The organism is Duganella sp. Root1480D1, assembly GCF_001427305.1.
GTDB lineage: Bacteria > Pseudomonadota > Gammaproteobacteria > Burkholderiales > Burkholderiaceae_D > Rugamonas.
In genome coordinates, this window is record NZ_LMFZ01000029.1 from 1 (window position 1) to 13842 (window position 13842).

General features: G+C 69.1%; 3 protein-coding genes and 5 pseudogenes. All 8 read right to left on the reverse strand.

All coding sequences use genetic code 11. The annotated features are described in order from the left end of the window. The coding region (locus tag ASD58_RS32860; RefSeq protein ID WP_373994461.1) for an AMP-binding protein at positions 1–1001 on the reverse strand (1001 nt) is incomplete at its 3' end. A 444-nt stretch (positions 1002–1445) separates the two neighbouring features. Then, a pseudogene (locus ASD58_RS32865) lies at positions 1446–2756 on the reverse strand (condensation domain-containing protein); the annotation flags it as partial. A gap of 8 nt (positions 2757–2764) precedes the next feature. Further along, positions 2765–5317 (reverse strand): non-ribosomal peptide synthetase (locus ASD58_RS20770; RefSeq protein ID WP_229210050.1); only part of this gene is annotated, 2553 nt, incomplete at its 5' end. A gap of 1 nt (position 5318) precedes the next feature. After that, positions 5319–5720, reverse strand: a pseudogene (locus ASD58_RS32870) (condensation domain-containing protein); the annotation flags it as partial. Positions 5721–5796: 76 nt separating this feature from the next. After that, a pseudogene (locus tag ASD58_RS32875) lies at positions 5797–6327 on the reverse strand (condensation domain-containing protein); the annotation flags it as partial. A gap of 15 nt (positions 6328–6342) precedes the next feature. After that, positions 6343–9123, reverse strand: a complete 2781-nt coding sequence (locus ASD58_RS32880; protein WP_373994462.1) for an amino acid adenylation domain-containing protein — start codon at positions 9121–9123, stop codon at positions 6343–6345. Positions 9124–9143: 20 nt separating this feature from the next. Then, positions 9144–13297: pseudogene (locus ASD58_RS32885) on the reverse strand (amino acid adenylation domain-containing protein); the annotation flags it as partial. Between the two features lie 8 nt (positions 13298–13305). Beyond that, a pseudogene (locus ASD58_RS32890) lies at positions 13306–13842 on the reverse strand (phosphopantetheine-binding protein); the annotation flags it as partial.

Here is a 13842-nt window from a genome sequence, read left to right on the forward strand (position 1 = left end):
ACCCCGACCGGCACCGGCTGGCCCTGCCCGTCCAGGATGTAGACGCGCATATTCGCCAGCGGCCGCCCGATATGCGGYGCCGGCGCATCGGCCGCGATGCGGCACARCGTGGCGTCCACCGTGCACTCGGTCGGGCCGTACATATTGAAGAAGGCGCTGTGCGGCGCCGCGCGCAGGCGGTCCCACATGGCCTGCCCCACCGCTTCGCCGCCGATCAGCACGCTGGCCGGCTGCCAGGCCTGCTCCAGCAAGCCKGCACCGAGCAGCACTTCCAGYTGCGACGGCGTGCAGTCGAAGGCGGCAATGGCATGCTGCGCCAGGAAGCCCARCATGGCCGCGCCGTCGGCACGGATCGCCTGCGGCACGATGTGCACGCAGTGGCCCGACAGCAGCTGCAGCAAGCCCTTGAGCGACATGTCGAAGGCAAACGAAGCGTTCAATGCCACCGCCGAACGCGGCGCCAGCRTGGCGTGCGTGCTGCGCGCCATCTGCTGCCAGAAGTTCACCGCCGAGCGGTGCTCCACCATCACGCCCTTRGCGTTGCCGGTCGAGCCGGAGGTGTAGATGATATAGGCCAGCGAACTGGCGTCGGCGGCGCTGGCGGGCGCTGTGGCGGGCCAGGCGTCCCAGCTGYCGTCGTCCAGGGCCAGCACCGGCACGCCCGCGGCCGGCACGCTGCCGGCCACGGCCTGCTGCGTCAGCACCAGCAGCGGCGCGCTATCCTGCAGCAGGTAAGCCAAGCGCTGCGGCGGGTTGTGCGGATCAATCGGCACGTAAGCCGCACCAGCCTTCAGGATGCCCAGCAGGCCCACCACCATCTCCACGCTGCGCTCGACGCACAGCGCCACCGCCRCGCCGGGGCCGGCGCCGCGCGCCAGCAGGCCGTGCGCCACCTGGTTGGCGCGCTGCTCCAGCTCGCCATAGCTCAGGCAGCGGCCTTCGCACACCACAGCCGGCGCTTCCGGCTGGGCCAGCGCCTGGGTTGCAAACAGCCCATGCACGGTGGCCTGGGCGGGGAAGGCGCAGTCANAGCGGCCTTCGCACACCACAGCCGGCGCTTCCGGCTGGGCCAGCGCCTGGGTTGCAAACAGCCCATGCACGGTGGCCTGGGCGGGGAAGGCGCAGTCAGTCTCGTTGAAGCTGTCCAGCAGGCACGCGCGCTGCGCCGCGTCCAGCAGCGGCAGGCGGCCSACCGCCTCTTGCGGCGTCGCCACCATCGCCCGCAGCAGCGTCACCAGCATGTCGCCGATGCGCGCCACGCTGGACGCCTCGAACAGGTCGCTGGCATAGGCCAGGTCGCCGACCAGGCAGTCGCCCGCATCGCTCAGGGTCAGATGCAGGTCGAAGTGGATGCTCTCGCGCGGCTGCTCGATGCCCTCCAGCGTCAATCCGGGCAGGCGCAGCGCTTCGCCTTCGGCGCTACAGCACAGCTTTGCCGCTATCGNCAGGTCGCCGACCAGGCAGTCGCCCGCATCGCTCAGGGTCAGATGCAGGTCGAAGTGGATGCTCTCGCGCGGCTGCTCGATGCCCTCCAGCGTCAATCCCGGCAGGCGCAGCGCTTCGCTTTCGCCATCGTCGCTGTGCATGGTGAACATGGCCTGGAACAGCACATTGTAGGCCAGCGTGCGCGCCGGTTTGAGCGCTTCCACCACCTGCTCGAACGGCACATCCTGGTTGGCGAAAGCGGCCAGCGCGTCGGCCTTGACCCGCGCCAGCATCTGTTCGACGCTTTCCTGCGCCTCGCAATGCACGCGCAAGGCCAGGGTGTTGACGAAGAAGCCGATCAGCGGCTCCAGCTCCGCGCGCTGGCGGTTGGCAACCGGCATGCCGACCACCACATCGTCCTGCCCGCTGATGCGCGACAGCAGCAGCGACCAGCCGGCCAGCAGCGTCATGAACAAGGTGGCGCCGTGGCGCTGTGCCAGCGCACGCAGGCCGGCCGTCAATGGCGCATCGAGCTTGAGCTCGCAGCGCGACCCGGCGAAGCTCTGCACCGCTGGGCGCGGTCGGTCGGTCGGCAGGGCCAGCAGTTCAGGCGCGCCTTCCAGGTGCGTGCGCCAGAATGCCAGTTGCCGCTGCAGTGCCGCAGGCTGCTTGCGCTGCCAGGCAGCGTAGTCGGCATACTGGATCGCCAGCGGCGGCAGCGGGTCGGGACGGCCTGCGCTATAGGCTTCGTACAGCGCCGAGACCTCGCCCACCATCAGGCCAAGCGAGGCGCCGTCGGCGACGATGTGGTGCATGGTAATCAACAGCACATACGATTGCTCGGCCAGGACCAGCAACTTGCCGCGCACCGGCCGGCCCGCGCTCAGGTCGAAGCTGGCGACGCGCTCGGCGCGTGCCAGCGCGGCCACCGCTTCCTCTTGCTGCTCCGCAGGCACCGCTCGCAGGTCATGCTCAGCCAGTGCGAAGCCGTCGGGCGGCAGCGCCACGGCCACGGGCTGGCCGGCCTGCTCGGTGAATCGGGTACGCAGCACCTCGTGGCGCGCGACGATGCGATCGAGCGTCGCCTGCAGCACCGCCCGGTCGAGCTTGCCGGTCAGGCGCAGGGCGCTGGACATGTGGTAGGCACTGCCGGCTGCCTGGTCCAACTCTCCCAGGAACCACAAGCGCTGCTGCGCCCAGGACAGTGGCAGCGCTGAGCTGCGGTCGGCAACGGGAATCGGGGCCAGACCCGTTCCCTCTTGCCGTTGGGCACGGCTTTCCTTCAACTGCTTCAGCAACAACTCACGCTTGATCTTGTCAATGTCCCGCATAATTGTCCTTACTGTGTTGTCTCTCGGTACAGCGCCCGCAGCTCTCCCTCGTCCAAAGAATCTAGCTCGTGGGAAATGTTCTTCTTGTCAATATCATGATACATTGCTAATTGCATTTCAAGCAATGTATCTGCCAGTTCAATGAGGCCCGGGTGTGCAAACAGTGTTTGCAAAGGCAACTCGACTTCGAACTCGGCGCGCACGGCTACCGTCAATTTCACCGCCAGCAGCGAATGACCGCCCAGGCTGAAAAAGTCGTCATGGCGGCTGACGCGCGGCACGCCCAGCAACTCTTGCCAGAGCCGCGCCAGCGCACTTTCCGTCTCCCCCTGTGGCGGCTCGTAGACTGCGCTGGGCAACGCAGCCTGGCCGGGTTCAGGCAGCGCTTGCCGGTCCAGCTTGCCGTTTGGCGTGAGCGGGAACTGCTCCAGCAGTACAAAGGCACTCGGCAACATGTAGTCCGCCAGGTGCCGCGACAGTTCCTGGCGCAATGCGTCCGCCTGCAATTGGGCGACAAAGGCACTCGGCAACATGTAGTCCGCCAGGTGCCGCGACAGTTCCTGGCGCAATGCGTCCGCCTGCAATTGGGCGTCCGGCAGCGGTTGCAGGTAAGCCACAAGGCGCGCACCGCCAGCGTCGTTGCGCAACAACACTACCGCTGCGCGCACCCCCTCGCATTGGGCCAGGCGCGACTCGATTTCGCCCAGTTCGATGCGGTAGCCGCGCAGCTTGACCTGGAAATCGTTGCGCCCCAGGTATTCGATCTCGCCATCGGGCCGGTAGCGCGCCAGGTCGCCGGTCTTGTACAGCCGCGCGCCGGGCAGGAACGGATCGGCAATGAAGCGCTCGGCCGTCAATTCCGGCCGGTGCAGGTAGCCGCGCGCCACSCCSGCGCCGCCGATATGCAGCTCGCCCGCCACCCCGACCGGCACCGGTTGCAGGCGCGCATCGAGCAGGTGCACCCGCACCCCGGCWATCGGGCGCCCGATCGGCACTTCGCCAGCCGGCAGGGTGCTGGCGGCGTCGTAAGCCATAGCCGTCGCATTCACGGTGGCTTCGGTCGGTCCGTAGTTGTTGATCCAGCGGCAGTGCCGCACCGCCGGCTCGGCCAGCCAGCGCAGCAGGTCGCGCCGTTCGACTTTCTCGCCGCTGACGATCACCAGGCGCAGCGCGGCCGGCGGCGTGCACGCCCCCACTTCCAGTTGCTGTACCCACTGCTGCCAGAACGCGGTCGGCAAGTCGGCCACCGTCACGCCCTGCGCCGCCAGGTAGGCGACGAATGCGTCGTCCGGCACGCGCAGCGCATCGGGACGCAGCACCACGGCTGCCCCGGCCGCCCAGGCCGGGAAGATTTCCGCCACCGAGCTGTCGAAACTGTACGGCGCAAACTGCAGCACCCGGTCCTGTGCCTGCAGGGCGCAGGTCTGGCCRTGYGCCTGCATCAGGTGCGCCAGCTGGCGGTGCTCCACCATCACGCCCTTGGGCGTACCGCTGGAGCCGGAGGTGTAGATGACGTAGGCCAGGTGGCTGCCTTCAAGGCCGAGCGCGCGCGGCGCCGGGTTCGCCTGCGTGCCCGCGTCTTCCGGCTGGTCCGGCTGGTCCAGCTGGTCCAGCAGCAGCACCGGCAGCGCGCCCTCCAGCCATCCCTGCGCCAGTGCACTTTCGGTCAGCAGCGCCACCGGCGCGCTGTCCTGCAGCATATGCGCCAGGCGCTGGGCCGGATAGTCCGGGTCCAGCGGCACATAGGCGCCGCCCGCCTTCAGGATCGCCAGCAGCCCGACCAGCAGCCCCGGCCCGCGCCGCACGCTCAGCGCCACCCGCGCATCCGGCTTGACGCCGGCCGCCAGCAGCCGGTGCGCGACGCGGTTGGCGCGCCGGTTCAATTCCCCATAGCTCAGCACTCCATCCGCGTGCAGCACGGCCGGCGCCTCCGGCCGCTCTGCCGCATGGCGCTCGAACGCTTCGTGCACCAGCCAGTCCGGCGCCGCCAGCGCCGACACCGCATTGAAGCCGTACACGATGCGCTCCCGCTCCGCCGCGTCCAGCAGCGGCAGCTCTGCCACGCAAGCGGCCGATTCGGCCGCCAGCGCCCCCAGTACGCTCTCCAGCTGGCGCGCCATGCGCTCAATGCTGGCGCCGTCGAACAGGTCGCGCGCATACTCGATGCTGCAGGCGATCGCCTGGCCCTCTTCGGCCACCGACAGCGACACGTCGAATTGGGTGCTCTCGTGGGCCTGTTCGATGCGGCTCAGGGTCAAGCCCGGCAGGGCCAGTTCGCCCGACGCCGGCGTATTGTTCAGCGAGAGCATGCTCTGGAACACCGGGCTGTAGCCCAGGCTGCGCGCCGGCTTGAGCCGCTCGACCACCTGTTCGAACGGCACGTCCTGGTGCGCAAAGCCGCCCAGCGCCACGGCGCGCGCCTGGGCCAGCAACTGGGCCAGGCTGGCGTCGCCGTCCGGGCGCATGCGCAGGGCCAGCGTATTGACGAAGAAGCCGATCATGCCTTCCACTTCGCTGCGCTGGCGGTTGGCCACCGGCGTGCCGACCACCACCTCGTCCTGNCATGCGCAGGGCCAGCGTATTGACGAAGAAGCCGATCATGCCTTCCACTTCGCTGCGCTGGCGGTTGGCCACCGGCGTGCCGACCACCACCTCGTCCTGYCCGCTCAGGCGCGCCAGCAGTGCCGACCAGCCGGCCAGCAGCACCATGAACAGCGTCACCTCGTGGCGCCGGCACAGCGCGCGCAGRCCGGCCGACAGTTCCGGCGCCAGCGTCCACTCGAYCACGCCGCCGGCATAGCTTTGCAGCGCCGGGCGCGCACGGTCGGCCGGCAGCTCCAGCAGCGCCGGGGCGCCGGCCAGCCGTTCCTGCCAGTAGTCGAGCTGCGCCTGCAGCGCCGGCCCCTGCAGCCAGGCGCGCTGCCAGGCAGCATAGTCGGCGTACTGGAAGGCCAGCGGCGGCAGCGGATCGTCCTGGCATTGCGCTCACTTCGCGCACCAGCACCCCGATCGACCAGCCATCCGAGACGATGTGGTGCATCGTCACCAGCAGCACGTGTTCCTGCGGCCCCAGGCGCAGCAGGCGGCCCCGGATCAGGGGCCCGGCCGCCAGGTCGAACGGCGCCGCCGCTTCTTCCGCCGCCAGGGTGGCCAGCGCCGCTTCCCGCTCCGCGGCAGTAAGGCCGCCCAGGTCCTGCCGCTGCAGCTGGAAGCGTTGTGCCGGCGCGTCGATCGCCTGCCCTGCCGCTTCGCCCTGCAGCACGAAGCGCGTGCGCAGGATTTCATGCCGCGCCACCACGCGGTCGAGCGTCCATTGCAAGGCGTCCAGGTCGAGCTCCCCCACCAGTCGGAATCCGGCGCGGATGTGGTAAGAGGCCGCGGCTCCCTCGTCGAGCTGCGACAGGAACCACATGCGCTGCTGCGACCACGACAGCGGCAACAGCCCGCCACGGTCCACCTGCACAAAGGGCGCCTCCGCAGGGCGCTGCGTCGCTTGCGCCGTCCGGCGCAGGCGCAGCATCAGTAGTTCTCGTTTACGGGCTTCCAGGTCGGTCAGTTGTTCGGTAGTCATGGGATCGGAAATAGGTCAATCGACGTCGGACAAGCGGCGTTCTTCCTCCAGCAAACGCTCCACTTCCTGGTCCGACAATGAATCGAGTTCGGCAAGATTGAGGCTGACGTCGTCAGCGCCGAAGTTGCGCAGCTCGGCAGCCACCACGCGCTGGGCAAACGCCGCCAGCGTCGGCGCCTGGAAAATCTCCACCAGCGGCACGTCGACGCCGCATGCCTGCCGCACGCGCTGCATCAGCTGGGTCGCCATCAGGGAATGGCCGCCCAGTTCGAAGAAGTCGTCGTGCCGTCCCACCTGCCCGACCGGCAACAGCTCGGCCCAGATGGCTGCCATATGCGCCTCGACGCCCGCCAGCGGCGCCACATAGGCGCGCGTGGAAACGGCGGCGGCGTCGGGCGCCGGCAATGCATCGCGATCAGTCTTGCCGTTCGCGGTCAGCGGCATCGCGTCCAGCAGCACGAAAGCGCTTGGCACCATGTACTCGGCCAACTGCAGGCCCAGCTGGGCGCGCAACTGGGCCGGCTGCAGCGCATCGGCTGCGCCCTCGCCCGAAGGAACCAGGTAGGCCACCAGGCGCCGCTCGCCGTCGGCTTGCGTGCGCACCAGCACCACCGCCTCGCGCACCGCCGGCATGGCGCTCAGCCTGGCCTCGATCTCGCCCAGCTCGATGCGGTAGCCGCGCAACTTGACCTGGAAGTCGTTGCGGCCGACATAGGCGATGTCGCCGTTGGCCATGTGGCGCGCCAGGTCGCCGGTCTTGTACAGGCGCTCGCCCGGCAGGAAGGGGTCGTCCAGGAAGCGTTCGGCCGTCAATTCCGGCCGGTTCAGGTAGCCGCGCGCCACGCCCGCGCCGCCGACATACATTTCGCCGGTCACGCCCAGCGGCACCGGCTGGCGCAAGGCATCCAGGATGTAGACGCGCAAGTCGGGAATGCGCACCCCGATCGGACTGGAATTGCCTACCAGCGCGTCGCTCGCCTGCAGCGGCCGGTACGTTACGTGCACCGTGGTTTCGGTGATGCCGTACATATTCACCAGCTGCGTGCCGGCGTTCTGCGCGCGCCGGTACCACGGCGCCAGCATGGCCGTTTCCAGCGCCTCGCCGCCGAACACCACCGCGCGCAGGCTGTGACGCAGTTGCGGCTGCGCATCCTGTGCCGCCAGCAGCTGGCGGAACGCGCTCGGGGTCTGGTTCAACACCGTGACCCCGTGCTCGCACAGCAGGCGATAGAAGTCTTGCGCTGAACGCGCCGTGGCCTGCGCCACCAGCACCAGGCGGCCGCCGTAGGCCAGCGCGCCCCAGATCTCCCACACCGAAAAATCGAAGGCGAACGAGTGGAACAGGGTCCAGGTATCGCTCGGCCCAAAGCCGAACCAGGCGTCGGTGGCATCGAACAGGCGCGCCATATTGCGGTGCTCCACCATCACGCCTTTGGGCTGGCCGGTCGAACCCGAGGTATAGATGATGTAGGCCAGGTGCTCGGGCTGAACGACGCAGGCCAGTTCGCCGCAGTCGAGCGCCGCCCAGGCCGCGCCGTCGAGCGTCAGGTCCAGCACCGTGGCGCCGGCCGTGCCGGGCAGCCTGGCGCGGCTGGCGCCGTCGGTCAGCACCACGGCGGGCGCACTGTCGTCCAGGATGAAGGCGATGCGCTCGGACGGCACGGCGGGATCAACCGGCACGTATGCCGCGCCAGCCTTCAGCACCGCCAGCAGCGCGACCATCATCTCGCAGCCGCGCTCCAGGCAGATGGCCACGCGCGCCTCCGGCCCCGCGCCCAGCGTGCGCAAATGGCGCGCAAGCCTGTTGGCGCGGCGATTCAATTCGGCATAGCTCAACTCCGTCCCGGCGTACAGCACGGCCACCGCATCCGGCGTGCGCTGCGCGTGGCGCTCGAAGCGCTGGTGCAGCAGGGCCGTGCTCGTCGCGAAGGCGGGCGACGGGCCCCATGCCAGCAATTGGCGCCGCTCGTCCCCGTCCAGCATGTCCAGCGCGCCAATGTAGCGCGTCGGGTCCGCTGCGACAGCCTCCAGCAGGCGGGTGAAATGGCCGGCCATGCGCGCCACCGTCGCATGGTCGAACAAGTCCGAGTTGTATTCCAGCCGGGCGTGCAAGCTGTCGGCCCGCTCCGCCATGCTCAACGTCAGGTCGAACTTGGCGCTGCCCGAGCGCTCCGGCAGCAGCGTGCATTGCAGGCCCGGCAGCTGCAATTCGCCCAGTGCGGCATTCTGCAATACCAGCATGGCCTGGAACAGGGGACTATGGCGTGGGTTGCGTTGCGGCCGGATCGCCTCCACCAGCCGTTCGAACGGCACCTCCTGGTGGGCATAGGCGTCAAGCGTGGTGCTGCGCACCTGGCGCAGCAGCGTGTCGAAACTCGGGTTGCCCGCCAGGCTGGTGCGCAGCACCACCGTATTGATGAACAGGCCGATCAGGCCTTCCGATTCGCCGCGCTGGCGGTTGGCCACCGGGGTACCGACACAGATATCGTCCTGGCCGGAGTAGCGCGCCAGCAGGACATTGAAGGCAGCGCACAGGGTCATGAACAGGGTGCAGTCCTGGGCCCGGCCCACTGCGTGCAGGCGCGCCAGCAGCTGCGGCGCCAGCGTCCACTCGACCACGCCGCCGGCATAGCTTTGCAGCGCCGGGCGCGCACGGTCGGYCGGCAGCTCCAGCAGCGCCGGGGCGCCGGCCAGCCGTTCCTGCCAGTAGTCCAGCTGCGCCTGCAGCGCCGGCCCCTGCAGCCAGGCGCGCTGCCAGGCAGCATAGTCGGCGTACTGGAAGGCCAGCGGCGGCAGCGGATCGTCCTGGCATTGCNAGCTGCGCCTGCAGCGCCGGCCCCTGCAGCCAGGCGCGCTGCCAGGCAGCATAGTCGGCGTACTGGAAGGCCAGCGGCGGCAGCGGATCGTCCTGGCATTGCAGGCGCGCGGCGTACAGCGCGCTCACTTCGCGCACCAGCACCCCGATCGACCAGCCGTCCGAAACGATATGGTGCATCGTCACCAGCAGCACGTGTTCCTGCGGCCCCAGGCGCAGCAGGCGGCCCCGGATCAGGGGGCCGGCCGCCAGGTCGAACGGCGCCGCCGCTTCTTCCGCCGCCACGGTGGCCAGCGCCGCTTCCCGCTCCGCGGCAGCAAGGCCGCCCAGGTCCTGCCGCTGCAGTGCGAAACCGGCCGTTGCCGGCGCAATACGCTGCACCGCTTCATCCTGCTCCAGCACGAAGGTAGTGCGCAGGTTTTCGTGGCGCGCCACGATCCGGTCCAGCGCCGTTCCCAGCGCTTCGGCATCAAGCCGCCCGCGCAGGCGCAGCCCCAGCGGGATGTGATAGGCGGCGCCTGCGGCGCGGTCCAGCCGGTCGAGGAACCACAGGCGTTGCTGCGGCCACGACAGCGGCAGCGGAGCGCCGCGATCTGCCAGTGCCAATGCCGTGTGCTCCGTCGGCTGCGCGGCACCGAGCAGGGCCGCGCATGAAGCCAGCACCGGCGCTTCGAACAGTTCGCGCAGGCTCAATTCCACCCCAAGCAGGGCCCGCACCTGGGACGTCACCTGCACCGCCAGCAGCGAATGCCCGCCCAGCTCGAAGAAATGATCGTGGCGGCCGACCCGCTCCAGTCCCAGCAAGTCCTGCCAGATACCGGCCAGCGCATGCTCGGCTTGCCCGTGCGGCGCGGCGTAGGCACGGCTGGCAACCGCGCTGGCGCCCGGCGCGGGCAGGGCCTGGTGATCGACCTTGCCGTTCGGGGTCAGCGGCAGGCGTTCCAGCGCAACGTAAGCGCTGGGCAGCATGTAATCGGCCAGGTGGCGCGCCAGTTCGGAGCGCAGCTGCGCTGCCTCCGGCGCAGCGCCATCGGCCACGATATAGGCCACCAGGCGCTTGTCGCCGGCCGCGCCGGCACGTGCCACCACCACGGCTTCGCGCACGCCGTCGCAGGCCCGCAGGCGCGCTTCGATCTCGCCCGGTTCGATGCGGAAGCCGCGTACCTTGAGCTGGAAATCGTTGCGGCCCAGGTACTCGATCAGGCCATCGTCGCGCCAACGCCCGATGTCGCCGCTGCGATACAGGCGCGCCCCGGCATGGGATGCGAACGGGTCGTCGATGAAGCGCTCGGCCGTCAGTTCCGGCCGGTTCAGGTAACCGCGCGCCACCCCGACGCCACCGATGTAAATCTCTCCCGCCACGCCGACCGGCACCGGCTGGCGCAGCCCGTCCAGGATATAGACCTGGACGTTGCCGATCGGACGTCCGATCGGCAGCTCACCCGCGGCACCCGGGTCGCAGCGATGGCTGGTCGCGCACACCGTGGTCTCGGTGGGCCCATACGCATTGAACACGGTATGCCGTCCCGACCACAGGCGCGCCAGCGCGGGCGGGAAAGCGTCGCCGGCAACCACGATAGTGGTGGGCGGCAGGCGCTCCGGATCGCCGCAGGCAGCCAGTGCCGACGACGGCAACGTGACGTGGCTAATGCGCTGGCGCAGCATCAGTTCGAGCAGCGGCGCACCCGGGCGCAAGTCTGCGCGCGCGGCCAGGTGCAGTGCCGCGCCGCTGCAGCATGCCATCACGATTTCCCAGATGCTGGCGTCAAAGCTGGACGAAGCAAACTGCAGGACGCGGCTGCCCGGCCCGGCCCTGAACAGTTCGGCCTGCACTGCAGCCAGGTTGTACAGGCCGCGATGGTGGTTCATCACCCCCTTCGGCGCGCCCGTGGTGCCCGAGGTATAGATCACATAGGCCAGGTGGTCGGGGGTCAGGCCGGTTTCCTGCACGGCCAGGTTGCCATCAGGCTGCCGGGCCAGCGCTGCCAGGTCGCCGAAATCGTCGGCGTCCAGCAGCACGCTGCGCACATGCCCCACGCCCGGCAAATCGCCGAACACGGCCGTTTCGCTCAGCAGGACAACCGGCGCCGCATCGCCCAGCATGTATGCCAGGCGGTCGCTCGGATACGCCGGGTCCAGCGGCACATAGGCGCCGCCAGCCTTCAGGATGGCGAGCAGCCCGGTGACCAGGTTGAAGCCCGGTTCCATGCAGAGGGCCACGCGGGCATTCGGCCGCACGCCCAGTTCGCGCAGGTAGTGCGCCAGGCGGTTGGCGCGGGCGTTCAGCGCGCCGTAGCTTAGCGCCTGCTCGCCGCAGGCCAGCGCCGGCGTATCCGGCGCAAGGGCAGCATGATGCTCGAACAGCTCGTGCATGCAGCACGGGCTGCCGTAATCCCGCGCGCTGCCGTTGAACTGGGTCAGCACGCGTGCGCGCTCGCCCTCGTCCAGCAGGGGCAGGGCTGCCACCGCCAGGTGCTCGTTGCCGGCCATCGCTGCCAGCAAGGTGCTCCAGCGGGCCAGTAGCTTCTGCATCGATGCCGCGCTATACAGGCGGTCGGCATATTCCAGGCTGCCACGCACTTCGCCATCACGCTCCTCCAGGTTCAGGAACAGCTCGGACATGGTGCTGCGATGCTGCTGCGGCAGCTGGCTGACGGACAGGCCCGGCAGGTGCAGCTCGCGGCCTAGCGGGGTGCCGTTGAACGCCAGCGTCGCCTGGAACAGCGGGCTGTAGGCATTGCTGCGTGCCGGATTGACAGCTTCCACGACCTGGTCGAACGGGGCCTCCTGGTTGGCGTAGGCATCCAGCGTGCAGGCTTTCACCTGCGCCAGCAATTGCGCGCCCGTCATCTGCGGCTGCAGGCGGGTGCGCAAGGCCAGGGTATTGACGAAGAAGCCCGTCAAGGCCTCGAATTCGCTGCGCGTGCGGTTTGCGATCGGGGTGCCGACCACCACGTCATCCTGCCCGCTCAGGCGTGCCAGCAGCAGCGACCAGCCGGCCATCAGCGTCATGAACATGGTCGCGCCGTGGCGGCGGCCGAAGTCGCGCAACGCGGCCGTCAGCGGCGCCGGCAGCACTACCTCCAGCGTACCCGCCGAATAGGACTGCAGCGGTGGGCGCGGATAATCCGTCGGCAGGGCCAGCAGCGCCGGAGCGCCATCCAGATGCGTGCGCCAGAAGTCAATCTGCCGTTCCAGCCTTGAGCCGTCCAGCTGGCTGCGCTGCCAGGCCGCGTAATCGGCAAACTGCAATGCCAGCGGCGCCAGGGGATCGGGCCGGCCCTGGCAGAAGGCTGCGTACAGCGCGCCCAGTTCGCGCACCAGGATGCCGATCGACCAGCCGTCGGTGATGATGTGGTGTTGTGTAATCAGCAGGATATGTTCGTGCGGCGACAGCGACAGCAGGCGGCCGCGTATCAGCGGGCCATGCACGAAGTCGAAACGGGCCGCTGTTTCCTCGGCGCGGATACCTTGCACGCGCAGCGCCTGCTGCTGGGCGTCCAGGCCGCTCAAGTCATCCTCGGCCAGGGCGAAAGCGGTGCCGGCGGCAGCTATGCGCTGTACCGGGCGCCCGTCCGCCTCGACAAAGGTCGTGCGCAGGTTTTCGTGCCGGGCGACCAGGCCGTCGAGCGCGCGGCGCAGCGCAGCCTTGTCGAGACTTCCTCGCAGATGCAGCGCCGCCGGAATGTGATAAGCGGCGCTGGCAGTACCGTCGAACTGCTCAATGAACCACAGGCGCTGCTGTGGCCAGGCCAGCGGCAGCGGCTGGCTGCGGTCGGCAACCGTGATTGCCTCGAGCGTGGAACGTGCTGCCTCCTCTTCGATGGCGGCGGCCAGCCCGGCCAGCGTAGCCCGTTCGAAAACCTGCCGTACCGCGACCTCGGCATGCAGGACACGCTGGATCGCCGTGACCACCTGCGCCGCCAACAGCGAATGGCCGCCCAGTTCGAAGAAGTGGTCGTGGCGGCCGACCCGCTCGACGCCCAGGAGCTCCCGCCAGATCTGCGCCAGTGCCTGTTCCACTTCGCCTTGCGGCGCCGCGTACTCACGTGTGGCCAGCACGGCGCCGTCCGGCGCCGGCAAGGCTTGGCGATCAAGTTTGCCGTTGGCCGTCAGCGGCAACGCGTCCAGCACCACGTAGGCGGCCGGCAACATGTAGTCGNCGCAGGCGCGACACCACCTGCACCGCCAGCAGCGAATGGCCGCCCAGTTCGAAGAAATGGTCATGGCGGCCGACCCGCTCGACACCCAGCAGCTCCTGCCAGATCTGTGCCAGTGCCTGTTCCACTTCGCCTTGCGGCGCCGCGTACTCACGTGTGGCCAGCGCGGCGCCGTCCGGCGCCGGCAAGGCTTGGCGATCAAGYTTGCCGTTGSCCGTCAGCGGCAACGCGTCCAGCACCACRTAGGCGGCCGGCAACATGTAGTCGGCCAGGTGCAGCGCCAACTGGCGSCKCACGGCCGCCGCATCGAAGGTCGCGCCCTCTTCCGTTACGATGTAGGCCACCAGGCGCTTGCCGTGGCCATCGTCGCGCGCCAGCACCACCGCTTCGCGCACGCCCTCGCAGGCTTTCAGCCGCACTTCGATTTCGCCCAGYTCGATRCGGTAGCCRCGCAGCTTGACCTGGAARTCGTTGCGGCCCATGAATTCGATGCTGCCGTCTTCCAGCCAGCGCGCCAGGTCGCCCGTCTTGTACAACTTG